The organism is Thiocapsa bogorovii (genome assembly GCF_021228795.1).
Lineage (GTDB): Bacteria > Pseudomonadota > Gammaproteobacteria > Chromatiales > Chromatiaceae > Thiocapsa > Thiocapsa bogorovii.
Genome location: NZ_CP089309.1, coordinates 4,214,412 through 4,241,364, shown reverse-complemented (window position 1 = coordinate 4,241,364; position 26,953 = coordinate 4,214,412). Strand labels below are relative to the sequence as shown.

The window sequence follows — 26,953 nt, the reverse complement described above, 5'->3', positions numbered from 1 at the left end:
GCGATTGGCGGCTGTCCACTCGAACCTGACAACCGATAACGGATACCCGAAACCCGATCACCGACCGAAAACCAAATCCCACAACATGGCGATTTCATGACAAGATCGCGGTGTCTGTCTCCAAGGACACCCGCCGATGACCGCAGATTCAGTCACCATCGCCGGTCGCGAGATCCAACCCGGGGAGCGCGCCCGGGTCGACATCCCGCTTCCCAATCTCTACACGACCACACCCGTCTATATGCCGGTGCATGTGGTTCGAGGCCGCAAACCGGGCCCGCGTCTGTTCGTGACCGCCTCCATCCACGGCGACGAGATCAACGGGGTCGAGATCATCCGCCGGCTCCTGCTGCAAAAAACATTGAGCCGGCTGCGCGGCACCCTTCTCGCCGTTCCCGTCGTCAACGTCTACGGCTATGTCCGTCAGTCTCGCTATCTCCCGGATCGGCGCGACCTGAACCGCAGCTTCCCCGGATCCGACAAGGGTTCGCTCGCCGCGCGCCTGGCCACCACCCTGATCAGCGAGGTGGTCGAGGGCTCGACCCACGGGATCGATCTGCACACGGGCGCAATCCACCGCGAGAACCTGCCGCAGATCCGCGTCACGCTCAACGCCTGCGAGGACATGCCGGCATTGGCGAAGGCGTTCGAGACACCGGTCATCCTCGACGCGGAGATACGCCCCGGATCGCTGCGCGCGGAGGCCGCCGCGCGCGGCGTTCCCATCCTGCTCTACGAGGGGGGCGAAGCGCTGCGTTTCGACGAGTTCGCCGTGCGCGCAGGTCTGCGCGGCATCTTGGGAGTCATGCGCCACATCGGGATGATCCGATCGACCGCGCCGCGCCGCGCCATCGGACACGAACCGCTTGTCGCCCGCTCCAGCGTCTGGGTCCGTGCCCATCAGAGCGGCATCCTACTCTCCCTCACCCCGCTCGGCGCGCACGTCGGCAAGGGCGACACCCTGGGCATCATCACCGACCCCTTCCGACCGGTCGACGACCCGGTGCTCTCGCCCGTCAGCGGCATTGTGATCGGCCGCACCAATCTGCCGCTCATTACCGAGGGAGAGGCCCTCTATCACCTTGCGTGCTTCGGCAAACCGGAGACCGCGGCGGCCTTGTTGGAGCAGTATCGAGACGCACTGGATCCGGATGACGAGGAGGAGACGGTGATTATTTGACGGGTGCTAGCACCTAGTGCGGCCTGTGCGATTCCGTGTCGCGTCCATGCCACCGGGCGAGCACGTCCAGAAGACTCGCGCGAACAAAGGGTTTGGTAATAAAGTCGTCCATCCCCGCCGCCATGCAGCGATCCTCCTCTTCCTTCAAAGCGTGTGCCGTCATGGCGATGATGGGCACACGACCAGGGTCACCGCTTAGCGCGCGAATCCGACGCGAGGCCTCGATCCCGTCCATGACGGGCATGGAAACGTCCATGAGGATGCTGCCGATCGGCCCGGCGCAGACCACCTCGAGCGCCTCTACACCGTTGGTCGCGGTGCTCACCCGATAGCCTGCCTTCTTTAAGGTCGCCTCGGCCACCATGCGATTGACCTGGTTGTCGTCGACGAGCAGGACCGGCAAGGCGCTGCGAGCATCCTGATCCGCAGGACGACAGGTCGGGACCGACCGCCGAGGTTCAGGCGGTGCAATCCGCTCCGCAGGTATCAGGGTCAGCTCGAACCAAAAACAGCTTCCGCGACCGGGCGCACTGTCGATATGGATGCTCCCGCCCATCAGATTGACAATGCGCTGCGAGATCGCGAGCCCGAGGCCGGTCCCGCCGCGCCGTTCGTGTCCGACTGGATCGTTCACCTGGGTGAATTCGTCGAACAGGCTGGCCTGACGGTCCAGCGGTATGCCGATGCCGGAGTCGAGGACCTCGAAGCGCACGCGTTGACAGGGTTCGCCGGGGCACCGGGTCTCGACGCGCAGCTCGATTCGACCCGCTTCGGTGAACTTCACCGCATTGCCGGCCAAATTGACCAGCACTTGACGCAAACGCAGCGGATCGACCGAAACGGCAGCGGGCAGACTTGGATCGACCCGCGCCTCCAGCGTCAGGCCCTTGGCCTGCGCGAGCGGCAGGACCATCGACACCGCGGCACGCACCAGCGCGTCCAGGTTCGCCGGCTCCGGGTAAAGATCCATCTCACCCGACTCGATCTTGGAGAGGTCGAGCACATTGTTGATCAGCTCGAGCAGCGCCCGGCCCGCGTCCCGCGCGACACCGAGCTGTGCATGCTGCTCGGCCGGCAACACCCAGTCTTCGGCGAGGTCGAGGGTCCCCAACACGGCGTTCAACGGGGTGCGCAGCTCATGGCTCATATGGGCCAGGAACCGGGATTTGGCCGCATTGGCCCGAGTGGCCTCGGCGGATGCCGCCTCCGCCGCGTCGGCGGCGGCCTCGGCACGACGCCGTGCCTCATCCAGCTCCGAGTAGCTCCGCCGCAGGCGCTCGGACATCGTGTTGAAGGCGCGTGCCGTATCTGCGATCTCGTCGCGGCCGCGCACCGGCACCATGTGCCCGGGTCCACCCTCGATGATGGCGTGTGCCGCCCCGCGCAGTCCATCCAGGGCGCGGGTGAGATAAGTCCCCAGCAGGATCGAGAACAAGGCAACCAGCACCACCTCGGCCGTCGCAATACTCAAGAGGTACGTGCGCGCCTCTTCGAGGAGCGTTTCCTGCGCCTGCGTGGACATCCCGATCTCGATTCGACCGAAATCCGTCCCGCCTTCGCGAACCGGCGCGTCGGCGTCGAACATGCCGTCTACAGGGCGCACCGTCTCCGAGTCGGCCTCGTACGGCCTGGCGAGGACTTCGGGCGCGCCACGCTGGACCAAGAGATTTCCGTAGCCGATGACGCGCAGGTAAGCCATGTGCTCGTTGGCCATGACCTCGTCGGCGAAGGTTTCCAAGGTGGCCAGATCCTCGGACAAGACCGCGTCCTTGGCCAAGGCGGCGAACTGTGTAGCGGTATCGCGGGCGCGATCGGCGATGGAACGGACGCTTGAATCGCCGAGATAATGCAGGCTCGACCAGACCAGAATCGCGAGCAGAACGATCTCGATCAGCGCGATGCCGATGACGGTCTTGCCGCGAAACGACAGGATCCAACCGGCGCGACCAAGATTCATCGGCGGATATCGGGGACCGCGGTCTCGATCGGCAGGTCGATTCCGAGGGCGCGTACGTCGTCCCAATCGGCGTCCTCGCCGGCCTCGATCCCATCGAACTCGATCGCCGCCAGCAGCTCGGCCCCCTGCGGCGTCTCCGCCATCGACACCATGGCATCACGGATCCTCGCCACCAGAGCCGGATCGACCCGTGGGTGCGCCGCGATCGCATGCGGCGTGTATTCGGGGGTCATCCAGAGGACCCGCAGTTGGTCGCGCACCTCCGGCTCGGCCCCCTGAAAGGTCCGCTCGATTCCGCCGCCGGCGGGGTACAGCCCCCCGACCACGGCGCGATACACCGAATCGTGCGAGCGCACATAGTGCGGCTTGATATCGATCCCGGCCCGGCGCAGCGCGGCCTGTGGCAGGACGCTGGCGGCAAAGGCCGCGGGCGCCGGAAAGGCGATCTCCTGTCCGGCCAGTTCGGCGATGTCCTTGATCGGTGAATCACGCCGCACCACCAGGAGTCCGCGGATGCGCTGACCACGTTGTCGCGCGAAGGCACGATAGCCCGGGGATTGACTGAAGACCGTGTAGTGGTAGGGGTTCATGTAGGCCAGATCATAGTCGCCCGCGGCCAATCGCTGCTCGAAGGTCGGGATATCCGGTGCCGTGCGGAAACCGATTTGGACCCCGGTGCGTGCACTCAGGTCGTCCAGGATCGGCGACCAGAGCCGCGCCAGCTTGCTGGATGCCTGCTGGGGGACGACCCCGAAGGTCAGCGTGGGCGCCGCCTCCGGTTGATGCGCACCCCCTGTCCCCGACCCCGCCTGCGACCCGGTCGCACACGGAAAGTTTAAGGTGAACGCACACAGAAGAAGCAACAGAGGCCGGAGCAACCCGAATGACGAAACGCCACGGAGACCGAAGGCGGAACCCGAGCGCGAAGAACACGTTTCTGCTGTTGCCATCCGATCGACCCCCTATCGCACGCGGGCTGCAGGATTGACGATATCCGGCGCCGCCGGCCAAATCCATACTCAGAGCGCTGAATTATCCCAGCCGATTATGGCATATCCTCCTTGCAGAGTCGGAGATCCATCCGAAGGGGCTTGCGCAACGCATCGGTAACCCGTGCATCGCGTCGTGAACACACCCGTCCGACCCTAGCGCACGACAAATCAAACAAAAACCACTATCGGAGTATATCGAGTGAAACGCATCATCCTGGCTTCATCCCTCTTCCTTCTGGTCGCCGGCGCCGCCAACGCAGACGAGCGCTATGGGCAGCAGAAGGTCGTCTACCACATCAACGTCGATGATGCGGCGACACAGATCGCGGCCCTACGCAATATTCAGAATCAGATCGATGCGGTCGGAGCCGAGAATATCGAGGTCAAGGTCGTTATGCACGGCGACGGCATCTCGTTGCTCCTCGAACCCGACGCTCTGGAGGGCACCAAGATGAAAGCGGCGAATGCCGACCAGAACATGGCCGCGAGGATCGACGGGCTCAAACAACAGGGCGTTGCGTTCGAGGTCTGCGCGAACACCCTGAAGGGCCGCAATGTTGAGGTCGACGACATGTATGACCTGAGCGAGGCCGATATCGTCCCGAGCGGCGTCGCCGAGTTGTCGCGGCTGCAGCAGCAAGACTTTACCTATATCAAGCCTTAAGGAACGTCGCGGCCAGGCCGCAAACACGCGGGATGGGCAGGGTGCCCAACCGCGTTTCGGATTCATCGGGAATCGCTTTATTCTTTCCTATCGGACGGCGGCAAAGGGTCTTTGCCGCTCGGCAACCAATCGCCGTCCAGCACCTGACCGACAGCCCACAGACAGTTCCTTGGCAGGTCGGCGATACCGGTCTCGCGCGTGGCAGCGTCCAGTGCGTCGTCCCAGGCATCGGCCCACCAGTCGGGATCGTCGAGCGATCGCGCCAGACTTGGCGTACGACGGAGGCGCCGCGCGATGCCTGCGCGCTGCGTGCGGATGGTGGTCTCCCAGCTCGCGCCTCGCCGCTCCGGCTGAAACCGCGACCTCAGTAGGTGCGTCAACAGAACCGTCATACGACTGGCCAGCTCGCGTTGCTCGCTCTTGCCCACGTCCTCGAACTCCTCGGCAAGGTGCTCGATATCGAGCCGGTCCAGGCAACCGGTGCGCAGGAGCCGCGCCTGCTCGTTTGCCCAGGCAACGATGTCGGTGTCGTAAAGTTCAGTGAGCTCGGGAGCTTGTGGGTGCGGTTTCACCCTCATGTGAATGCATCCTCGTGGAGAGGTCGATAGACGGTCGACCCTTAGAGAATGGGGCTGACCTGCGTTGACGGCAACGAAGCACATCCCTGCGCAGTGCGGAGGGCCATCCGATCACCCGCAACGGTCGATCCCATGACGTGCACGCAGGAAAAAATGCTCTCCCGTCACGAACGGCCATCCCTGGCCGGATCATCGGCTCCCTACCCTATCGAGTCGCGTTCAGCGCCGCATGGGCGGCCGCAAGCCGGGCGACCGGCACGCGCGGACCCGAGCAGCTCACGTAGTCCAACCCGGCTTGGTGGCAGAAGGCGATGGAGGCCGGATGGCCGCCGTGCTCGCCGCAGATGCCGACATGCAGGTTGGGTTTGACCGAGCGGCCCCAGTCCACGGCCAACTGCATCAGCTTGCCCACACCCTTCACGTCCAGCACCTCGAAGGGGTTGTCTTGCAGAATGCCGGATTGGTTGTAGAGCGGCAGGAACTTGTTCTCGGCGTCCTCGCGCGAGAAGGAGAAGGTCGCCTGCGTCAAGTCGTTGGTGCCGAAGGAGAAGAACTCCGCCTCTTCCGCGAGCGACTCGGCACGCATGCAGGCCCGCACCACCTCGATCATGGTGCCGAACTTGAAGTTCACCGGCTGGCCGTAGGTCTCGGCGACCTCGGCATGGATGGTGTCGACAAACGCCTTGACCATCCGCAGCTCCTGCGCCGTGCAGACCTGCGGCACCTTGATCTGTGGATGGACCTCGATGCCCGCCTTGGTGCATTCGGCCGCCGCTTCCAGGATCGCCCGGATCTGCATCTGGTAGATCTCGGGGAAGGTGATGCCGAGACGCACGCCGCGATGACCCAGCATGGGGTTGGTCTCGTAGAGCGCACGGACCTTGCGCAGCATCGCCTCCTTCTTGGCGATGGCCTCCTCGACGATCGCCGGGTCGACCATGCGCCGAAGCGACTCGACATCTTGGCGGACGTTGTCGGGCGAGTGGAGCAGTCCCATCGCCCCGGCCAGCACGCTCATGCCGCGCGTCGTGCGAGCGAGGACACGCAGATCCGTCAGCTCGCGCTCGAGGACATGCTCGTCGGGCAAGAACTCGTGGATCGGCGGGTCGAGCAACCGAATGGTGACCGGATTCGGCGCCATCACCTCGAATAGATCGCGGAAGTCCTTGCGCTGCAGAGGCAACAGCTTATCGAGTGCCGCCTGACGTGTCTCCGGGGTCTCGGCGACGATCATTTCGATCACCACCGGCAGGCGCTGGACGTCGTTGAACATGCGCTCGGTGCGCGCCAGACCGATGCCGACAGCACCGTATTTTCGCGCGCGACGAGCATCCTCGGGCGTGTCCGCGTTGGCCATAACCTTGAGCCGGGCCATCTCGTCTGCCCACCCGAGCAGGACGTCGAGCTCGGGCGTGAAGTCGGGCTCGACCGTCGGGATCGCGCCGAGATAGACCTTACCCGAGGTGCCGTCGATGGTAATGACGTCGCCTTCTTTGAAACTGGTCAAGCCGACCCGAGCCTCCCGCCGGTTCACGTCCACGCTGATGCCTTCGGCGCCCGCGACGCAGGGCTTGCCCATGCCGCGCGCGACGACGGCCGCATGGGAGGTCTTGCCCCCGCGTGAGGTCAGGATACCTTCCGCCGCAAAGAAACCGTGGATATCCTCCGGCTTGGTCTCCTCCCGAACCAGGATGACCTTCTGACCAAGCTCATGGCCGAACTGTTCGGCACGATCGGCATCGAAGACCGCGATCCCGAACGCCGCGCCGGGGGATGCCGGAAGACCCTGAGCGACCGGCTCGGCCTTGACCGTCGGATCCAGGCGCGGGAAGAGCATCTGCTCGAGCAGATCGGGCTGGATGCGCAGCAGCGCCTCCTCCTTGCTGATCAAACCCTCCCGTTCCATCTCCACCGAAGTGCGTACCATCGCGACCGCGTTCATCTTGCCGTTGCGGGTCTGCAGACAGAAGAGCTGGCCGCGCTCGATCGTGAACTCGAAGTCCTGCACCTCGCGGTAGTGGGTCTCGAGCTTCTCGCGGAGGATGTCGAGCTGAGCCGCCATCTCGGGCATCTCCGCACGCAGCCGCGAGATCGGCTTGGGCGTGCGGATACCGGCGACCACGTCCTCGCCCTGGGCGTTGACCAGATACTCGCCGTAGAGCTTGTTCTCGCCCGAACCCGGGTTGCGCGTAAAGGCAACGCCGGTCGCCGAGTCATCGCCGCGGTTGCCGAAGACCATGGTGACCACGTTGACCGCGGTGCCGTTGGCCATCTCGGGCGTGATGTGGAACTGTCTGCGGTAGTCGACCGCGCGCTTGCCGCCCCAGCTATTGAAGACCGCCTTGATGGCGATCTCCAATTGACGGTAGGGATCGGACGGGAAGGGGTGACCGGTATGCGCCTCAACGACCCGAAGGAAACGCTCGCTGACCTCTTTCAGATCATTCGCGCTCAGGTCGACGTCCTGCTTGGCGTGCGCCGCCTCCTTGACCTCCTCGAGCTCGTGGTCGAAGGCCGCATCCGGCACGCCGAGAGCAACCTTGCCGAAGAGCTGGATGAAGCGGCGATAGGCGTCGTAGCCGAAGCGGGCATCCCCGGTGGCGCGGATCTCGCCCTGCAGCGTCTCCTCGTTCAGACCCAAGTTCAGAATCGTGTCCATCATGCCGGGCATGGACATGGCCGAGCCGGAGCGCACCGAGACCAGCAAGGGATTGTCCGGATCGCCGAACCCCTTTCCGGTCTTCTTCTCCACGGCACGCATCTGCGCATGTACCGCGTCCATCAGGCCGGCGGGCAAGGCACGCTCGGGCGAATCGAGGTACTCCAGGCAGGCTGCGGTGGAGATCACGAAACCGGGCGGGACATTCAGACCCATCTGGGTCATCTCGCAAAGATTGGCGCCCTTGCCCCCGAGCAGTCTTTTGTCCTTGCCGTCGCCGTCTTCGAATGCGAATACATGTTTGGTGGTTTGGGATGCCATTGGTCGAACGTACCTCTCTCGTCTTTTCGTTGCGGGTTGTCTGGAATCGAGCGCGCGGACCCGTGCCGCGGCAACCGGCGTATTGTCGCAGAGCTTCGCGGTTCGGTCGGGGGGAATTTTGTGCGGGGGTGTGCCGAGGGCCCGGGGCGAGGGCCCGGGGCGAGCCTCTTGCTTCCTGCGATCAGCGATCAGCTATCAGCTATCAGCTATCAGCTATCAGCTATCGGATTCCAGGTTCCGGTCATCCACTCCTGGCTGGCGGCTGGCGGCCGACCTCAGCAACCCCCCAGATACGCCCGCCAGCCCCCGAGCTCACTGATGTCTCGCGCACCCTCCGCCGCGAAACCCTCGCAAATAAAGCCCTTCTCCCACCGGCCGTCGGCCAGCTCGACGCTGCCGAGCCCGAGCGGTGCCGGGATGCCGCCGAGAAAGCTGCCGACGGCCGTCTGCGGGAGCGCCCAGACCTCGACCTCGATCGCGACGCCGTCTGTCGGGACGCGGATGAGGCCGGGACGCTCGGGTGGACCACCGGGGAGTGCGTAGAGCCGATAACGGGGCGCGGTCTTGGTTGCGCACAGCAGATGCGCGCCGCGCTCGATCAGTTGGTGATTGAGCGCAAGTCCGGAGAGGTGGGCTCCGCAGACGACGAGCGGAAGGTTCTCCGGGATCGAGTCGTCAGGCTTGGAGGCTGAAGCGTGCGGCATATCGCTCGGCTCTGCCGCGAGACGACTCGCACCGCCTGTCGCGACCGCCGACACCGGATATCCGGTGGCCCCTTGGGTCGGCCAAGCGGTCTGGCCCGGATCCAGATGCAGGCGCTCGGCAAGCTGTGCCAGAACCGCGTCGCTGAAGGCGGGAGCGAAGAGGGTCACGCCGAATGGCAGACCATCGGGCCGCATCCCCGCGGGCACGGAAACGGCAGCCAGATCCAGCAGGTTCATGAAATTGGTGTAATAGCCCAGGTTGCTGTTGAGCCGGATCGGATCGGCGGCGACCTGCGCGATGCGATAAGGCGTTGCGATCGTCAGGGTTAGAACACAGTCCAGATCAAGCAGGAGCGCGTCGGTTTTGCGCTTGATCTCGGCCAACCGGTATTGAGCCTTGAAGGCATCGACCGCACGAGCCTCGGCGGCCGGCTCGATGATGGCGCGGGTGACCGGGTGCAGGGTCTCGGGGCGGGTTCGGATCCAGTCCTCGACGGCGGCGTAACGCTCCGCGACCCAGGGGCCCTCGTAGAGTAGGCGGGCCGCCTCGGAAAACGGGGTGAAGTCGATGGTGACCGCCTCGCCGCCGAGCGCGCCGAGGCGTCGCACTGTCGCCTCGAACAGACGCTCGCTCACCTTATCGCCGAACCACTCGAGCGTGGAGGGCACGCCGAAACGGAAGGATGCATCGGTCGCTCCTTGGTCCCGCAGCGGCGGCGACGGTGCGGGCCGCGCAAAGGGATCCTCCGGGTCAAAGCCGGCGACGATCGGCATCAGCTGGTTGGCATCGGCCAGATCGAGCGTAAAGAGGCTCACGCAGTCGAGCGTGCGGCAGGCCGGCAAGACACCGCGGGTGCTGAGGAGACCGCGGGTCGGCTTGATGCCGACCAGATTGTTGAGCGCGGCCGGGACACGCCCGGAGCCGGCGGTATCCGTGCCCAGGGCGAAGCTGACGAGCCCGTGCGCGACCGCCGCGGCGGAGCCCGAGCTGCTGCCGCCGGCGATGTAGTCCGGATCGAAGGCATTGGGCACGGCGCCGTAGGGCGAGCGGGTGCCCACCAGCCCGGTCGCGAGCTGATCGAGATTGGTCTTGCCGATGGGCAGCGCGCCGGCGGCGATCAGATGCTCGACGACGGTGGCGGAGCGCTCCGGTGTCCAGGCAAGCTCCGGCAGCGCGGCGGTCGTCGGCACGCCCGCGAGGTCGATATTGTCCTTGATCGCGAAGGGGATGCCGTAGAGCGGAAGCGTCTCCGGATCGGCCTCGAACAACCTTGCCAGATAAGGGGTCAACTCGGCGTCGGATAGGACATGGATCCAGATGTTGTCTGCCGCGTGCTCGGCGATCCGCGTGCGAATCTGCTCCACCAGCGTCGCGGGCGTGAGCCGGCGTTGGCGATAGGCTGCGAGGAGATGGCGGATCGAGAGATTCAAGGGCGTCTGCGGGTTCTGGCTCATGCTGTCTGCTCCGTTGCGTCGGCACCTGCGTCCAGCACGAGGATCGCCTGACCGGGTGTCACCTGGGCGCCGCCCCGGCAGAGGATACGCGCGACCCGCCCGCTCCGATCGGCATGCACGGCGATCTCCATCTTCATGGACTCCAGGACCAGCAGCACTTGGCCGGGCTCGACCTGGTCCCCGACCTCCACCGCGAGCTGCCAGACACTGCCGTGGACATGGCTCTCGATCGCCAGCTCGCCCGGTACGAGCCGGAGCGACTCGGCCTGCTCGTCGATGTGCCCGGATGCGCCGATGCCGACGTCCCGGTCGACCTCGAGCTGACCGGCCGCGGCCCAGCGCTCGCGCTCTGCCTCGAAGGCGGCTTGTTGGCGTGCCTTGAAGGCCGCGATCGAGTCCGCGTTTGTCTGAAGAAACGCTTGGTACTCGGCGAGGCTGAACTGCGTCTCCTCGACCCGGAGCCGAAAACCGCCGCGTGGAAAGGCCTCGCGCAGCTCGGCCAACTCCTGCTCGGAGACCGGATAGAAGCGTATCTGGTCGAAGAAACGCAGCAGATAGGGCCGCTCGAAGTCCGGGGTACGTTTGAAGCGATTCCACATCTGGAGCGTGCGACCGACGAACTGATATCCGCCCGGCCCCTCCATACCGTAGACGCAGAGATAGGAGCCGCCGATCCCGACCGCGTTCTCGGGAGTCCAGGTGCGTGCCGGGTTGTACTTGGTCGTCACCAGGCGATGTCTTGGATCCAGCGGTGTCGCGACCGGCGCGCCGAGATAGACGTCGCCGAGCCCCATCACCAGATAGCTCGCCTCGAAGAGGATGCGCCGGACATCATCGATGCTGTCGAGTCCGTTGATGCGCCGGATGAACTCGATGTTGCTCGGACACCAAGGGGCGTCCGGTCGCACCGACTGCATGTATTTCTCGATCGCGAGCCGGGTGGACGAGTCGTCCCAAGACAAGGGGAGATGCACCACGCGCGCCGGAACCGACAATGACTCGACATCGCCGAGGGCCTGCTCGCGCTCGACGAGCCGGTCGAGCAGAGCGCCGAGCTTCAGCGCACGGCTGTCGTAGCGCACCTGCAAAGAGCGAATGCCCGGGGTGAGCTCGAGCACGCCCGGGATCGGCTCGGCCCGGAGCGAAAGCATCAACGCATGGACCCGGAAGCGCAGCCGAATATCCAGCACCTGCGGGCCGTATTCCACCAGCAGGCCCTTGTCGCCCGAGGCCCGGTAGGTGACGCCGAACGGATGCTCGGGCGGCTCGATCCGACGCAAGCGCAGGTCCGCGGGAAGCACCGGATTGGCCTTTACCGCCGCCGGCGCCGCAAGCCGGGAGATCATGTCGTCCCGCGCAGCCTCCAGTGCATTCGCGGTCTCCTGATCGACCGCCACAAAACGCACCCGATCACCCGGCCGGAGCTGCCCCAGACACCAACGATCCGCCGAGATCACCGTCGCCGGGCAGACGAACCCGCCCAGACTCGGCCCGTCCGGCCCCAGGATGACCGGCATATCGCCGGTGAAGTCCAGCGTCCCGAGGGCGTAGGCGTTGTCGTGGATGTTGGATGGATGCAGCCCGGCCTCGCCGCCGTCCGGTCTCGCCCATGTCGGTTTGGGGCCGATCAGGCGCACCCCGGTGCGGCTCGAGTTGTAGTGCACCTCCCAGGCGGTCGCAAAGAGTGTGGCGATGTCCTCGTCGGTGAAGAACTCGGGTGCCCCGTGCGGCCCGTAGATCACCCGCAGCGTCCAGGTATCGCCGTAGCGCGGGATCAGGGACTCGGGCAGACCGGACTCGCTCGGCCCTCCGTGGCTCGCGGGTGTCGGTTGATCGCCGCCCCGATCCGGATCGGTCGCCGGATGCAGGACATCCCCGACCTGCAACGGACGCCCGCCATGCCCGCCGAATCGGCCGAGTGTGAAGGTGGCGCGACTGCCGAGATAGGTCGGCACCTGCAGGCCACCGCATACCGTCAGATAGGCGCGCGCCCCGGATCCGACCATCGCACCGAGACGCAGCACCTCCCCGGCGCGCACGGCCACGGGACGCCACCAGGGCACCGGGCGTCCGTCGATCTGTGCCGCCATCTCGGCTCCGGTCAGACAGACGCGCGCATCGCGATTGAAACGCAGCGTCGGCCCCGTGACCGTGAGCTCCAGCCCGGCGGCGTCGGATGGATTGCCGAGCATCCGGTTGCCGAGCCGAAACGCCAGATCGTCCATGGGTCCGGAAGGGGGGATACCGACGTCCCAGTAGCCCAGTCGCCCCGGCCAGTCCTGCACCGTAGTCTGGGTGCCCGCCGACAGGACGTCGATGGTTTCGGGCCGATAGATGAAGCCCCCCAGGGTGCCGGTATGATGGCGGCCGGCGATCACCGCCGTGTCGCGCATGACCTGGCGCAGATAGCCGAGATTGGTCTCGATGCCGGCGATCTCGGTCCGCTCCAGCGCCTGCCCGAGGCGTGCGAGCGCTGCGGGGCGATCCTCCGCATGGACGATGACCTTGGCGAGTAGCGGATCGTAGTAGGGAGAGACCTGCGTCCCGGTCTCGATCCAGGTGTCGACCCTGACGTCCGACGGCAGCTCGACCCGGGTCAAGAGCCCCGCGCTCGGCTGAAACCCCTTGCCCGGATCCTCCGCATAGAGACGGACCTGGATCGCATGACCTCGCGGCTCGACGGCCAGCACGCCGAGATCCGGCAGACTGCCCGCCCCCAGGCGGACCATCCACTCGACCAGGTCGACCCCGGTCACCGCCTCCGTCACCCCGTGCTCGACCTGAAGACGCGTGTTGACCTCCAGGAAATAGAAAGCGGCACGCTCCGTGTCGTAGATGTACTCGACCGTCCCGGCCGAGCGATAGGCCACGGCGGCGCCGAGACGGCACGCGGTCTCCAGCATGGCGGCGCGCAGCTCGGACGGGAGATGCGGGGCCGGGGTCTCCTCGACGACCTTCTGATTACGCCGCTGCAGGGAACAATCGCGCTCGCCGAGCGCCACGACGCCGCCGAGCCCGTCGCCGAAGATCTGCACCTCGATGTGTCGGGCCCCGCGGACATAGCGCTCGAGGAAGATCCCGGCATCGGCGAAGTTGTTCTGACCGAGCCGCCGCACCCGCTCGAAGGCAGCGGTCAACTCATCGGAATCGGCGCACTGCTGCATCCCGATCCCGCCGCCGCCCGCCGTGCTCTTGAGCATCACCGGATAGCCGATCCGCTCCGCCTCGCGGCGCGCCTGCTCGGCGTCCTCCAGCAGACCGCTACCGGGGAGCAGGGGAACGGCGTTTGCCGCGGCCAGCTCGCGCGCACGGTGTTTCAGCCCGAAATCGCGCAACTGTGTCGGGGTCGGCCCGAGAAAGACCAAACCGCGCTGCTCGCACGCCTCGGCGAAGCTCGCGTTCTCCGAGAGAAAGCCGTAGCCCGGATGGATCGCCTGCGCCCCGGTCGCCTCGGCCGCGTCCAGGATCCGACCCGTGTCAAGATACGACTCTGCCGCCAGCGCCTCGCCGATACAGACCGCCTCGCCCGCCAGACTCACGTGTCGCGACCCGGCATCGGCGCGGGAATAGACCGCCACCGACCCGACACCCAAGGCGTCGAGCGTGCGGATGATGCGGCAGGCAATCGCGCCGCGGTTGGCAATCAAGACCTTGTCGAACATCGTCGGCGATTCCGAGCGGTCGCGGGTCGTCCCGCGTCGATGACATGACCCCCGGGGTCGTCCCCGTGGCCATCAATCCCGTATGCAAAGCCGTAGGTCGGATGAGCGCAGCGAAATCCGACATGCACCTGATTGCGGGCACCGCAATCAGTCCCAGATGAGCATCCGCGCCGGCGTCGGGTTGTAGGCGTTGCACGGATTGTTGAGTTGCGGACAGTTCGAGACCAGGACGATGAGGTCCATCTCGGCCTGCAGCTCGACATATTTGCCGGCGTCGGATATGCCGTCCTCGAAGGTCAGGTGCCCCTCGGGTGTCACCGGCACGTTCATGAAGAAATTGATATTGGCGGTGAGGTCACGCTTGCCCATGTCGTAGCTGGATTCGGCCAGAGCGATCAGATAATTGTCGCGGCAGTTGTGCATCGGCCGCTTTTCCAGGGCATAGCGCACCTGATTGGACTCGGCCGCGCAGGCACCACCCAGGGTGTCGTGGCGCCCGCAGGTGTCGGCGACGATGGTCGCCATCGGGTTGCCGTCATTGGAGAGCAGGACCGAGCCGGTGGTGAGGTAGAGGCTGCCTTGAGCGCGAATGGTGTCCACGGCGCTGTAGCGTTCGGCGGGATCCCGCGCGCTGTAGAAGATCGTATCGACCGCCTGGTTGCCCATGAGATCGAGGATGCGCAGGGTCTGGCCGGCCCGCAGCTCGTGCAGCCAGGGCTCGCCGGCCGGGATCTCGTGATCGTAGAGGGCATCGGCCGGATCGAGCCTGCTCTCGACCAGGTTGGCCGTGAAGTCCGCAACGGGATGCGGTTGTGTCGGGTTCGAGGTCTGGGTCTGGGTCGTCATGCCGGTGCCCTCAGAGCTGGCAGTGATAGATGGCGGTGTTGGCGAAGCCGCGTCCGTTCTCCGGACAGGAGATTCGGCAGGGGTCATCCTCGGCGGCGGGATCGATGCGATAAATCGCCAGATCCACCGGCTTGGGCGACCACTCGGTCGCGGGATCGAGCGGATGCGGACAGGTGTTGAGCACCACCAGCGTGTCCATCTCGGCACGCAGGTCGACATGATCGCCCGGCTTGGAGTGACCGGGCTCGAAGCGCATGACACCAGCCTCGTCGACGGCAACCTTGCTGAAGAAGTTGACGTTGGGGACCAAGTCGCGACGCCCGAGACCCCACTTTCCCATCTCGATCAGGAACAACTCGCGCCCGTTCCTCAGGAAGGCATTGCGCGCCTCCTGATAACGGGCCTCGCCGAAGCGCTCGCGCACCAGGGCGGCGTCGCTCACCCCGCAGAAGGTGTCGTGCCAGCCGCAGGTGTCCGCCGTGATCGACATCAGAATTCGACCCATGTCGGAGTAGCAGACATGGCCCGCGGTCAAAAAGGCGGTGTGCTGCGCCTTGAGCGTATCGGCCATGTTGTAGCGCTCGAGCTTCTCGTGCGCGTTGAAAAAGAGCGCCGAGCAGTTCGCCCCGCCGCGCCGATCGGTCAGACGCAGCGCGAAACCGCGGCGAATGATGAAAGACCAGTTGCGCGCACCGGGCAGCAACTCGGTGTGGACGCTGCGCGAGGGGTCTAAGGGCTCGGTGGTCATGGGTGGTTTCCTCGGTTGATGGGGTTGGCGGACGCTCCTGCCGCCTGCCGCCTGCTTCTTGCTTCCTGCTCTCAGCTCTCAGCTATCAGCTCTCAGCTATCAGCTATCAGCTATCAGCCTGAACAGACCATTTGAACCGCAAAGGCGCAAGGGACGCAAAGGCGTTCAATGCCGTGCTTCAATGACGCTATTCACCCGAAGGGTGAACCTCATTCGAATTGCAAGTTATTGTTTTACATTGCATCCTTTGCGCCTTTGCGGTTCTGAATGCCGGATTTAGGATCAGCTATCAACTCTTAGACCGGTGGGCTCACCGCTCATCTCTGGTGGCTGGTGGCTGGGGGCCGGCGGCTGGCCCCGCCGGCGACCGCCCCAACACCTCCGCCAGCGTTTCCGGATCCGTCTGTCCGATCGGCAGGTCGTAGGTAATCCCGGCGCCGTAGGCCTGAGGTGCGTCCGGGTCGTAGCGCAGCTTGTCGAAGACCAACAGGCGCGTGCCCAGATAGAAGCCTTCTCGGATGTCGTGGGTGACCATGAAGACGGTCAGATTGTTCTCGCGCCAGAGCCGCAGGACCAGCTCGTGCATATCGCGGCGGATCCCCGGGTCGAGTGCGCCGAACGGCTCGTCGAGCAGCAGGATGCGGGGGTGCATGACCAGCGATTGGGCGAGCGCGAGACGCTGTTGCATGCCGCCGGAGAGCTGGGTCGGGTACTTGCGCAGCGATTGACCGAGACCGACTGCCTCGAGCATCGCGACCGCCTCGTCCTGCGCGTGGCGACGGGCGCCCCCGAAGAGTCGACCGGTCACCGGCGCGGCACGCAGTTCCAATCCAAGCAACACGTTGCCCAAAACGGAGAGATGCGGGAACACCGAGTAGCGTTGAAAAACGATACCGCGATCCGGCCCCGGCTCCGCCGGCAGCGGCTCGCCGTCGAGCAGGATCTGTCCGCGGCTCGGCGTCTCCTCGCCGAGCAGCAGGCGCAGCAGCGTGGTCTTGCCGCAGCCCGACGCACCCACGATGGTGCAGAACTCGCCCGGCGCCACGGTCAGGTTGAGTCGCTCCAACACGACCTGATCGCCGTAGGTCATCCAGACGTTCTCGAAGCGGATCCGCGGTGTCATCGGCCCGGTCCTCCGGTGTGATACCAGGGGAAGACCCGGCGCGAGATCTGCTTGAGCAGAAAGTCGGTCAGGTAAGCCAGGATCGTGATCCAGACCACGTAGGGCAGAATGACATCCATTGCGAGATATCGGCGCACCAGGAAGATGCGATAGCCGAGCCCCTCGGTGGCCGCGATCGCCTCGGCGGAGATGAGAAAGAGCCAGGCGGTGCCGAGCGAGAGCCGCACCGCGTCGATCAGCCGCGGCAGGATCTGGGGCAAGATGACCCGCAGGATGATCTGCCAACTGTTCGCGCCCAGGGTCTGCGCCTTGATGATCAGCTCGCGCGGCAGCTCCTGCACCCGCTGCTGCAGATCGCGCACGATGAAGGGCGTAATCCCGACGACGATGAGCACCACCTTGGAGACCTCGCCGAGTCCGAAGACGATGAACAGCACCGGCAGCACGGCCATCGGCGGGATCAGCGACAGCACCGCGACAAAGGGCGCGAATCCGGACCGGATCAACGGGATGGCACCCAACACGATCCCCAAGACCAGCCCGATCGCCGCGCTAATCCCCACACCTTGCGCGAGCCTGCGCAGACTCGCACCCGTGTCCTGCCACAGCAGGATCTCACCGGTGCGCTGACTCGGCACGCTGGTCAGGCGCACGAAAGACTCGGCGAGCGTCGTGAACGACGGCAACAACTTGTCGTTCGGGTTCTCCGCCAGCCGCGCATCGGAGGCCAGCAGATAGACCAGCACCAGAACCACGAAGGGCAGGAGCGCGAGTGCCGCGGTCGAGACCGGGCCGGGGCATTGATTGATGAGTCGTTTCATCGGTGCTCCTGGTTTGCTGCGTGAACGTTGCTAGAGACTCCAGCCCTCGGGGCCTCGTCGGTGCGTCAGGTTCACACTCCGCACGAGGAGCGCCTGACCGGCTCTCCAGTCAAGGCGCCCGCAGCCTTGATGACGAAACGCTGGTAAGCGATGGCCGATGCCGATGGCTAAGGGCCGGAGGCCGGCGGCTCCAAGCTCACAGCGCCCCGTCTGCCGCCATCTGCATGTAAGACGCATCGAAACGCAGCTTCAGGTTGCCGTCATCGCCGAAGTAGCGTTCGCCCGGGAAGGCGACGCCGATGAAACCCGGGTTCGGTGCACCCTCGCCGAGCAAGCCATGGTCGAAGGAGAAGCTCGCCACCTCCTCCATGGTGAGCGGCAGTTGATCGCCCTTGGCAAAGGCCACCGCGTCGGCCGGCTCGAAGAACATCTTGGTGCTGGCGAGCTGGGCGTCGTAGCCGGCGAGATCCGTGCCGGACGCCTTGCCCATCGCGGTGCGCGCGGCACGGCCGGCCTCGTCGTCCTTGGACATGATCGCCATGGTCTCGTACCAGGCGCCGACCAGGGCCTTGCCGAGCGCCGGGTTGGCCTCGAGGGTCTCGGTGTTGACGACCATGAGATCGATGATCTCGCCGGGGATCCGGCTCGAATCGAACACCTTGGTGGTCTTCGGCATGGCGAGGATCTCGGAGACCAGCGGATTCCAGGTGACCACGGCCGTGGGGCCGCCCGAGGCGAAGGCCGAGACCATGTCGGCGTCGGAGGTGTTGACGACGGTGACATCGCGCTCGCTCAAACCCACGCTGGCCAGCGCACGAGCCAGCAGATAGTGCGAGACGGAGAGCTCGACCAGATTGACCTCTTGACCGGCGATCTCGGCCAACTCGGTCTTGTCGCGGAGGATGACGGCGTCGTTGCCGTTGGAGAAATCGCCGACGATGAGTGCCGTGGAATCCACGCCGCCGGCCGCCGGGATGGTGAGCGCGTCCATGTTAGTCATGACGCAGCCGTCGAAGGCCCCGGCGGTGTACTGATTGATGGATTCGACATAGTCGTTGATCTGCACGACCTCGATCTCGATCCCGTACTTGTCCGCCCATTTCTTGACGATGCCGGTCTGGGCGGCGTAGTCCCAGGGCATCCAGCCGACATAGATACTCCATGCGATCCGGAACTGATCCTTGGCCAGCGCGTTGCCGGAGATAGAGAGCGTTGCAAGTAGGAGCAGCGCCGGCACGAGGACGCGGCCGGCACGGGTCTTGGAGCGATTGGACGGAGTAAAGGTCATGGCAGGCTCTCCCGAGGTCAGGTTACGAAACGGAACGCGGGAGAACCTGCATGCAGGTGATCTCCCGGGCTTTTATCCCGCCGTGTAACCTGTCCCGGTCGATGCGCCCCGGACCTTTCAAAGCTCGGTTTTGGCCGGCTCGGGAAGGTGTTCGGACGGATCGGCGGATCAGGTCGGCAGCTCTCGGACCAGACACCCGCGGTCAGCGGATCGGAACCCTAGCCACCTATTTGCCGAATTGTCGCGTGAGCTGCAGCGCAAAAGACGCACCTGCAGGTTCTCCTATGCGGTGAATTTGCAAATCGTGCGCCAACGAAGGCAGGTCACGCTGCGAGTGGCCGGTCGGACCCCTCCCCCGGCGCCTTCTGGCGCGGGGACGCGGAGAGTCTAATGCCTTGTTTAAACGTTCTCGCTCACCTGGGCGCGGAATGCCTGGCGAAGGGAAAGACCAAGCGGTGCGACAGCGTCTCGAGCTCCCCGGCATCCCGGCGAGTGTTCATCGGGACCTGGGCGCCCGCACAGATTCAGCGCATTCCGAAGCGATCGACGCCCACTTGCGGTGCAATCCTGCTGAGACGCCTGGGGGCCATCGCTCCGTCAGTATTCGAAGTTCCAGTCGAGACCCGCCCCCACCGGATCCAGTCGAACCCGCTTTTCGAGGGCGCCCGTCGGGATCCGATCACCGAGGATCAGACTGATGTCGGCGCGCTCCGACAGCCAGGTCGCCAGCGCCTTCTCGCCGTTCAGGCCGATCCGCCGTTCGGCGCGCACCGCAAGCGTCAAGAAATCCCGTCGGTCGTAGGGATCGGGCAGCTCGGCAAGGACATGCCCCAGCGGGCGCGGAAGCAGCAAAAAGAGTCCCACGCCCTGCTCGCGATCCATCGCTTCTCGCACCAGCTCGCGCGCGCGACGATCGGTCAGGGTGGACGCGAGCACGAGGGCACGATCCGGGTAGCGTTCAACCAGTCGATCCACGGCTTGGTCGGCGAGCCGCCGCAACCGCATGCCGCCCGGACAGCCCGCTGCGGGCTCGGGAATACCGACGATCAGCAGGCGCAGGATCCCGAGCCCCTGGCGCGCAAGCAAGGTCGGCAAACCCCGCACCGCGAAGCGATCCAGGTCCTTCATCGGCTCCGAAAGATCGGCGTAGGGGATGAGCTGTGGATGGTGCTTGAGTTGGTTGTCGCGCACGGGTGCGTAGCTCCATCCGTCGAGATGACGATCCGCCGCCCAGCGCTCGTGCTCGATGACGGCGAGTCGCTCGACCTCCAAGGGTGTCAACACGAAGGACTCGACCATCTCCTCGGGCACCGCCCGCGCGTCGGTCACGGCGAGCTTGGCCCAGACATGATCGGCTTGATGACGATTGGCCCGGCGATAGGATGTCGCCAGCAGCTCCCAAGGCTGACCCGCGGGCTCGCCGTCCGGATCGCGGCCTTGTGCGGCGATGCTGTCGCGATAGTGATCGTGGATGGTCCGGGCGACCTCGTCGTCGCGTCCGTCGAGCAGCACCGAGGCCCGGCAGACCTCGCGCAGATAGGAGACCGGGATGATCTGACCGTCCCAATCCTCGATCCGACCCCGCGCCGTTGCAGTCCCCACCTCGCGCGGCAGACCGATCTCGAACAAGATCGGGGGTGAAACACCCTGGATCTCGGCAAGGTCACGCGCAAGCTGCCGAACGGTCTCGACACCCTCTCCCGGCGCATCCGCGAGACAGACAACGGCAAGTGTGACGGGCACGGCTTCGGCCGACGGCGCGGTGTCGGCTCCCGCCGCTTTCGAGCCGACCTCGCGCAGCATCCTCGGGGTGTCCTCGATCGGACCGAATCGGATGTCCGCGACCTCGGATGCCTGCGGATAGGTACCCAGGAACGCGGACCCGACCGCATCGCTGTCCGCGCAGACGACACTGATGCGCGGCCGGCCGTTCCCGTATTGGATGAGGCGCAGGGCATGCACCAGGATCTCCCGGGCCGGATCGGCAAAGCCGGCGATGAGCAGATGCGGCCGCTGGCCGAAGCACGGATCCATGCCGAGGTGCAGCGGCCAACGGCTCAGCAGGGTACGCGCGGCGCGATTACGGATCGCGAAGGTTTCCAGCCGCAGGGGCCCGTTCGGGTCCGGGACGGGAAGCGGCGGTGGCGGATCCTGACCGTGCATCAGGATCACCCGCAGGGTCGCTCGCCGCCTCAGCCGTCCGCGCGGGTCGGCACGGGCAGCGATGGCTTCGACCAGCACGGATGCGTCGGGGTGATCCGCCAGGATGAGGGTTCGAATCCGTTTCGGATCGAGCGTCGCCAGGCGATCGGCGTCGATCCGTATGGCCTTGCGGCCCTCCAGGCCCAGACCGTCGATGACCAGATCCGCGAGCGGCCCGGGTCCGCAGACCAAGATAGGAAAGGGGCCGAAGGCAAAGGGCATCCCGTCTCGCATCCTCAGCGTGCGAGGGCCTGCTCGACGAGCGCCGGCAGCGTCTCGTGTGCGTCCGCCAAGCTCAACACCTCCAGCAGGTCGCGCCCGGACTCTCCGATATCGGTATCGGGAAGGTTCCCGCCGTCGCGACGCCAATCGGCAAGGCGGTCCGCCGTGCCGCCGCTGCCGGCCAGCACCAGAACGCGACCGCCCGCGCGCAATCGGTGCGCCACATCCAGACGGGTGATCTCCCCGCCGCCGGCGACCAGCATCAATGTTCCGCGCCCCCGCGCCAGACGATCGGTCACGGCGCTGATCCAGGGCGACTCGTCGCCCCATCCGTCGCCCGGCACCAACATGAAATGGGTATGGTCTGGATCGAGCCGCACCGTGTCGTCCTTGCCCACGGGCGGAGCCGACTCGCCGGTGTCGATCGTCACGGCACCTTGCGGCGCGATCCCGATCAACGGGAAGCGTGCACCCGTGCAGCGGCGTGCCCGCCCCATCAGCGCCATGACACCGAAGGCGGTGCCCCCGTCGATGAGGGCCGCGTCGAGCGCGTCGAGTGTCGGCGCGATCCACTCGAAGAGGCTCAGCAACGCGGGCGCCATCTCCTCGGACAGAGTCGCGGCACCGCCGACCAAGGTTAGAACGGGTCTCGGGTCGGTCAAGCCCAAGTCGGCTAGGGCGGCATCAAGCTCGCCCGGTTCGGCGCGCGCGTGCGGACCGGCGATCCATACGGACGGCGCAAGACCGACGGGGTCGGTCCTCTCCTCCAACGGCACGTTATTCCGTCTCGTGAAGGACGTTGCCGGCTTCGTCCCGAAGCGTCACGCGCATCGGGATTCCCTGTCGGATACTGGCCGAGACCACGCAGAAGTCCTCGAAGAGATCCTTGCAACGCGCAAAGCGCGGGGATGCCGTCACCGCCTCCGCGAGGATCAAGGTGATCTCCATCCGCCCGACGCGCAGCCGCTTCTTTTGGTTGCGGACCATGACGCAGACTGCCTCGGCGCGAAGACAATTGTCCGGCGGCTCTTCCTTGAAGACGCAATAGAGCAGACTCGCACTCAAACAGTTGGCCGCCGCGGCGGCAAGCAAGCGGGAGGCGTTCGGTCCTTTTTGCTCGCCCAACGGGGGCGGCTCGTCCATGAGCAGATCCGCGGCGCGCTTCCAGTCGAAGGCGACATTGATCTGAAAACCTTCCTGCTGCTCGAGATGGATCTTGAAACGGCCTTCTTCGGACATCGGGGTGACTCCAACTTCAAGAGGTAACGTATCAGGCGTGCGAGCGGTCCGTCTCCAATTCGCTAGGCTGCGCAATCGTCTTGCAGCTCGTCTCGCCGAGCAACGGACCGCGGGTCTTCGGATCCCGCACCCGGCGCACGCCCGCGGCCCGGATCGAGTCCGGATCCGCCGCGAAGGTCCGCCAGTCGCCGCCGGGAATCAGCGGTCGATCGCGCACGGATCCGCGAAAAAGATAGATCCAAGCCCGTCCGTACGGCGTCGCCAACAGTTGGCGGTCGTAGAGTGCGGGATAGTCCTCGAGTCGATCGAGCCGACTCAGGCCGGCGCGGTCCACGCCGTAGACCTCGCCTCGGATCGCGGTTGCGCCGCCACGCACCGCGCCTGGATAGGCGCGGAGCAGGTACAACGAGAAGCAGGCCGCCGTGCGATGCGACCCGAGATACTCCGCCGGCGCGAGCAGATGGTGATTGACCTCTCCGCGCAGCAGGGTCCCGTAAACGAAGACGCGCTGTCTCATTAGGTCTCGATGCGGGTGCCCAACACATCGAGGAACTTGCGCATCCACTCCGGATGGGCCGGCCACGCCGGGGCAGTCACCAGATTGCCGTCGGTGTAGGCATTGGAGACGGTCTCGTTGACCTCGCACCAGGTGCCGCCCGCGCGCTCCACTTCGGGGCGCACGGCGGGGTAAGCGGTGCACCGCTTGCCTTCGAGAATCCCGGCGGCGGCGAGGATCTGTTGGCCATGACAGATCGATGCGATCGGCTTGTCGCCGGCCGCGAAATGGCGTACCAACTCGATGACGCTTGGATTCAGGCGGAGATATTCCGGGGCGCGACCGCCCGGGATGACCAGTGCGTCGTACTTGGCCGGATCGACCGTATCGAAGTCGGCGGTAATCGCGAAGCGGTGCCCCGGCTTTTCGCTATAGGTCTGATCGCCTTCGAAGTCGTGGATCGCGGTGCGCACCCAATCGCCTGGCTTTTTGTCCGGACAGACCGTCCGGACGTTGTGACCCACCATCTGCAAAACCTGAAGCGGTACCATCGCCTCGTAGTCCTCGACATAATCGCCGACCAGCATCAGGATCTTCTTCACCGCCATGATTCTGTCCTCGTTGTGTTCAATGCTCGTGCAGACACCAAACTATAACACCCGTGTAAGGCGACGATCGCCGGGGCCCGAGGCCGATGGACGCGACGCCGGCGTCATTCATCGGACCGGCCCAAATGGACAAGCGCCGTAGGGTGGGCAAGCACAGCGCAGTCCACCAGAGCCGGCGTAGGACTCGGTCAACTTCGCCCTGGCTCGTCCCTACAACGCCGATTCGCCAAACGGTCCGACCTCGACCGCAGTGCCACCCCCGATCGAAGCGTTCCGGCCCACTCGGTCGGCGTGCGAACGGGCCGACACCATCCTCCACGAGAGACCCCATGCCGAGCAACAAGACCCCCATCGCCGTCTTCGCATCCTTCTCGGGTGCCGGCGGGGTCGAGCGCATGCTCGTGAACCTCATCCACGGCGTCCTTGACCTGGGTCAGCCTGTCGATTTGGTGCTGATGCGCGCCTCCGGCCCACACCTGGCCCGGCTCTCGCCCGAGGTCAACAGGATTGAATTGGGTACCCGCCACAGTGCGCTCGCCGCCCCGGCGCTCGCCCGCTATCTTCGGCTCCGTCGCCCCGCAGCCCTGCTGGCGGCCAAGGATCGCGCCGGCCGGGCCGCCGTGCTGGCGCGCGCGCTGGCCGGCACGGACACCCGCCTGGTGATGCGTCTGGGCACCCACCTCTCCGCGGCGATGGCCGAAAGGTCCGGAGCCGAGCGGTGGTTGCGCTATACACCGATCCGTCTGCTCTACCCGCGGATCGATCACATCGTCGCCGTCTCCGAGGGCGTCGCACAGGATACCGCCCGGATCGCTCGCCTGCCGAGCGAGCAGATCAGCGTGATCCGAAATCCTGTCATCACCCCGGAGCTGAACCGCTTGGCCGCCGAGCCATGCCCACACCCCTGGCTCGCCCCGGGCGAGCCGCCTCTCATCTTGGGCGCGGGACGCCTGCAGCGTCAGAAGGATTTTCCGACCCTGATTCGGGCCTTCGCGCGGCTGCCGCGCGACGCGGGCTATAGGCTCGGGATTCTCGGCGAGGGCGGGGGCCGAGCCAAGCTGGAGGCGCTGATCGGGGAGCTCGGTTTAAGCGATCGCGTCGCCCTGCTCGGCTTTCGGGTCAACCCCTACGCCTATCTCGCGCGTGCCCGTCTCTTCGTGCTGTCGTCCGCATGGGAGGGCTCGCCGAACGTCCTGACCGAGGCCATGGCGCTCGGCGTTCCGGTCGTTTCGACCGATTGCCCGAGCGGTCCGTTCGAGCTCCTGGACGGCGGACGCCACGGGCCGCTGGTTCCGGTCGGGGATGTCGATGCGCTCGCCGATGCGATCCAGCGCACCTTGGCACATCCGCTGCCCCGCGAGGAGCTGCGCTCCGCCGTGTCCGAATACACCCAAGCCCGCAGCGCCGAGCGCTATTTGGAGGTGCTCGGTGTCACACGCTGAGTCTGCTCGCCCGGCTCCCTCGGCGCACCCCGTGCTCTGTACCTGCAGCTTCGCCGGAACCCGCAACGGCGCTCGGGAGCGCCCATGAACCTGGTCCTGGTCGGTCGGATCGTCGGGATCTATGCGCTGATCTTCGGCATCACCTTGATCGGTCCGATCCTGGTGGGTGTCTGGTATCGGGAGGCGGAGGTCGTGCACTTCCTCTGGCCGATGGTCGGCTCACTGGCGGGCGGCGCCTTCCTCTGGCTGATCGGGCGGCGCCGCGCGCGCGAGCTGAGCGTGGGCGACGGATATCTGGTCGTGACCCTCTTCTGGGTTCTGCTCAGTGTCCTGGGTGCGTGGCCGCTGATGAACGGCTTCGGTCTTTCGCCTGTCGATGCCCTGTTCGAATCCACCTCCGGGATCACCACGACGGGTGCGACCGTGATCGATGGCCTGGATACCATGCCACGCTCGCTGCTCTTCTACCGCCAGCAGCTGCAGTGGTTCGGCGGAATGGGTCTCATCGTGCTCGGGGTCGCCGTCATGCCCATGCTGGGCATCGGCGGGATGCAGCTGTACCGGGCCGAGGCGCCGGGGCCGCTCAAGGAGGAGAAACTAACCCCTCGTCTGACCCAAACCGCCCGTGCGCTTTGGCTGATCTACTTCGCGCTGACTCTCGCCTGCGCCTTCGGTTACTGGCTTGCGGGGATGTCCCCCTTCGATGCCGTCTCCCACAGCCTGTCCACGGTCTCCACCGGCGGCTTCTCGACCCACGACGCCAGCATCGCCTATTTCCACAGTCCCGCCGTCGAGGGGGTGGCCGTCGTCTTCATGCTGCTCGCCGCGATCAATTTCGGCGTCCACTACCTGGTCTGGCTCGATCGCAATCCGCTGCAGTACCTGCGTGATACTGAGTCCAGGACCTTCCTCGGCTTCGTGCTCGCCACGGTTCTGCTGGTCGGCCTCATCCTATATATGGAAGGTCCCTACGATCAGTTGCATGCCAGCCTGCGCGATGCCGCCTTCGAGGTGGTCTCCATCGTCACCAGCACCGGGTTCGGGACCGTCGACTTCGCGCACTGGCCGGATTTCCTCCCGCTCCTGCTGATTTACATCAGCTTCGTCGGCGGGTGCGGGGGCTCGACCGCCGGCGGCATGAAGGTGCTGCGCGTCTTGCTGATGGTCAAGCAGGGCGCACAGGAGGTGGGTCAGTTGATCCATCCGCACGCCATCCTGCCGCTGCGGTTGGGCCGACGTATCGTCGACCCCCGTCTTGCACGTTCGGTCTGGGGCTTTTTCGCGCTCTATACCTTCGCGGTCACGACATTGACGCTCTTGATGATCCACGCCGGGCTCGCCCCGCTGGATGCCTTCAGTGCCGTCGCCACCTGTCTGAATAATCTCGGCCCGGGACTCGGCGAGGTCGCCCTCACCTTTCAATCGGTCAGTGATCTCGGCAAACTGCTCGGTGTCGTCGCCATGCTGCTCGGGCGGCTGGAAATCCTGACCATCCTGGTGATCCTCTCGCCGGCCTTCTGGCGGCGTTGAGCGACGGATCATCTCGACTCGCCGGGCGTTCGAACGAATACTGGCCCCCATAGGACCGGCGACCTAAACCGTCACCTTCAGTCGCTCATGACACCCGCTCTTCGGTGTCACGCATGCCCCTTGGCGCTCTGTGCCAAGTGCCAAGATGGCCTGAGTTTCGAACAAGCCCGGGTGCCGATCCGCACCGCCTTCTGCTAATGTGCCGGCACGCAACCC

At 65.6% G+C, this 26,953-nt stretch carries 20 protein-coding genes and 1 riboswitch; of the genes, 4 read left to right on the top strand and 16 right to left on the bottom strand.

The features are described from left to right. Positions 1-136: 136 nt before the first annotated feature. Positions 137-1,180 (top strand): succinylglutamate desuccinylase/aspartoacylase family protein, encoded by a 1,044-nt coding sequence (locus LT988_RS18800; RefSeq protein ID WP_232407044.1) that lies wholly within the window; start codon positions 137-139, stop codon positions 1,178-1,180. Positions 1,181-1,193: 13 nt separating this feature from the next. Here LT988_RS18800 and LT988_RS18795 read toward each other — a convergent pair whose 3' ends face one another. Continuing rightward, positions 1,194-3,137 carry a hybrid sensor histidine kinase/response regulator gene (locus LT988_RS18795; protein ID WP_232407043.1) on the bottom strand — a complete coding sequence of 648 codons (1,944 nt, stop codon included), beginning with the start codon at positions 3,135-3,137 and terminating at the stop codon, positions 1,194-1,196. After that, on the bottom strand, positions 3,134-4,000 hold the full coding sequence (locus tag LT988_RS18790) for a phosphate/phosphite/phosphonate ABC transporter substrate-binding protein (protein ID WP_232407042.1): 867 nt from the start codon (positions 3,998-4,000) through the stop codon (positions 3,134-3,136). The genes LT988_RS18795 and LT988_RS18790 overlap by 4 nt, the downstream gene beginning before the upstream one ends. Positions 4,001-4,328: 328 nt before the next feature. On the opposite strand from LT988_RS18790, the gene LT988_RS18785 reads away from it, so the two are divergent. Beyond that, complete coding sequence (locus tag LT988_RS18785) at positions 4,329-4,793, top strand: DsrE family protein (RefSeq protein WP_232407041.1); 465 nt, start codon at positions 4,329-4,331, stop codon at positions 4,791-4,793. 77 nt (positions 4,794-4,870) lie between these two features. Here LT988_RS18785 and LT988_RS18780 read toward each other — a convergent pair whose 3' ends face one another. From LT988_RS18780 to LT988_RS18715, 14 genes are all read right to left on the bottom strand, one after another. Beyond that, positions 4,871-5,371 carry a DUF29 domain-containing protein gene (locus LT988_RS18780; protein ID WP_232407040.1) on the bottom strand — a complete coding sequence of 167 codons (501 nt, stop codon included), beginning with the start codon at positions 5,369-5,371 and terminating at the stop codon, positions 4,871-4,873. Between the two features lie 205 nt (positions 5,372-5,576). Then, on the bottom strand, positions 5,577-8,351 hold the full coding sequence (gene ppdK / locus LT988_RS18775) for a pyruvate, phosphate dikinase (RefSeq protein WP_232407039.1): 2,775 nt from the start codon (positions 8,349-8,351) through the stop codon (positions 5,577-5,579). A 275-nt stretch (positions 8,352-8,626) separates the two neighbouring features. Further along, positions 8,627-10,510: an allophanate hydrolase gene (atzF, locus tag LT988_RS18770; RefSeq protein ID WP_232407038.1), complete on the bottom strand. Its 1,884-nt coding sequence runs from the start codon at positions 10,508-10,510 to the stop codon at positions 8,627-8,629. Further along, on the bottom strand, positions 10,507-14,172 hold the full coding sequence (uca, locus tag LT988_RS18765) for an urea carboxylase (RefSeq protein ID WP_232407037.1): 3,666 nt from the start codon (positions 14,170-14,172) through the stop codon (positions 10,507-10,509). The genes atzF and uca overlap by 4 nt, the downstream gene beginning before the upstream one ends. Before the next feature lie 147 nt (positions 14,173-14,319). Continuing rightward, the gene (locus LT988_RS18760) at positions 14,320-15,018 is read right to left on the bottom strand and encodes an urea amidolyase associated protein UAAP2 (protein ID WP_232407036.1); all 699 of its coding nucleotides are present in this window, start codon (positions 15,016-15,018) and stop codon (positions 14,320-14,322) included. Positions 15,019-15,028: 10 nt separating this feature from the next. Beyond that, complete coding sequence (locus tag LT988_RS18755) at positions 15,029-15,766, bottom strand: urea amidolyase associated protein UAAP1 (protein ID WP_232407035.1); 738 nt, start codon at positions 15,764-15,766, stop codon at positions 15,029-15,031. Positions 15,767-16,076: 310 nt separating this feature from the next. Further along, positions 16,077-16,889, bottom strand: a complete 813-nt coding sequence (locus LT988_RS18750; protein ID WP_232407034.1) for an ABC transporter ATP-binding protein — start codon at positions 16,887-16,889, stop codon at positions 16,077-16,079. Further along, on the bottom strand, positions 16,886-17,710 hold the full coding sequence (locus tag LT988_RS18745; protein WP_232407033.1) for an ABC transporter permease: 825 nt from the start codon (positions 17,708-17,710) through the stop codon (positions 16,886-16,888). Before LT988_RS18745 ends, LT988_RS18750 begins: the two co-directional genes overlap by 4 nt. A 196-nt stretch (positions 17,711-17,906) precedes the next feature. Continuing rightward, a complete protein-coding gene (locus LT988_RS18740) occupies positions 17,907-18,998 on the bottom strand; it encodes a putative urea ABC transporter substrate-binding protein (RefSeq protein WP_232407032.1) in 1,092 nt (363 codons plus the stop codon). Between the two features lie 59 nt (positions 18,999-19,057). After that, positions 19,058-19,231: riboswitch (guanidine-I (ykkC/yxkD leader) on the bottom strand. Positions 19,232-19,595: 364 nt separating this feature from the next. Then, entirely contained in the window at positions 19,596-21,422 is a 1,827-nt protein-coding gene (locus tag LT988_RS18735) for a RyR domain-containing protein (protein ID WP_232407031.1), read from the bottom strand. A 14-nt stretch (positions 21,423-21,436) separates the two neighbouring features. Beyond that, the gene (locus LT988_RS18730; RefSeq protein ID WP_232407030.1) at positions 21,437-22,192 is read right to left on the bottom strand and encodes a hypothetical protein; all 756 of its coding nucleotides are present in this window, start codon (positions 22,190-22,192) and stop codon (positions 21,437-21,439) included. 7 nt (positions 22,193-22,199) lie between these two features. After that, entirely contained in the window at positions 22,200-22,661 is a 462-nt protein-coding gene (locus LT988_RS18725) for an OsmC family protein (RefSeq protein ID WP_232407029.1), read from the bottom strand. Between the two features lie 31 nt (positions 22,662-22,692). Continuing rightward, positions 22,693-23,178: a gamma-glutamylcyclotransferase family protein gene (locus tag LT988_RS18720; protein WP_232407028.1), complete on the bottom strand. Its 486-nt coding sequence runs from the start codon at positions 23,176-23,178 to the stop codon at positions 22,693-22,695. Beyond that, positions 23,178-23,765: a DJ-1/PfpI family protein gene (locus tag LT988_RS18715; RefSeq protein ID WP_269752064.1), complete on the bottom strand. Its 588-nt coding sequence runs from the start codon at positions 23,763-23,765 to the stop codon at positions 23,178-23,180. The genes LT988_RS18720 and LT988_RS18715 overlap by 1 nt, the downstream gene beginning before the upstream one ends. 329 nt (positions 23,766-24,094) lie before the next feature. On the opposite strand from LT988_RS18715, the gene LT988_RS18710 reads away from it, so the two are divergent. After that, positions 24,095-25,207, top strand: a complete 1,113-nt coding sequence (locus tag LT988_RS18710) for a glycosyltransferase (protein WP_232407027.1) — start codon at positions 24,095-24,097, stop codon at positions 25,205-25,207. A gap of 84 nt (positions 25,208-25,291) precedes the next feature. After that, a complete protein-coding gene (locus LT988_RS18705) occupies positions 25,292-26,737 on the top strand; it encodes a TrkH family potassium uptake protein (protein ID WP_232407026.1) in 1,446 nt (481 codons plus the stop codon). Positions 26,738-26,953: the final 216 nt, after the last annotated feature.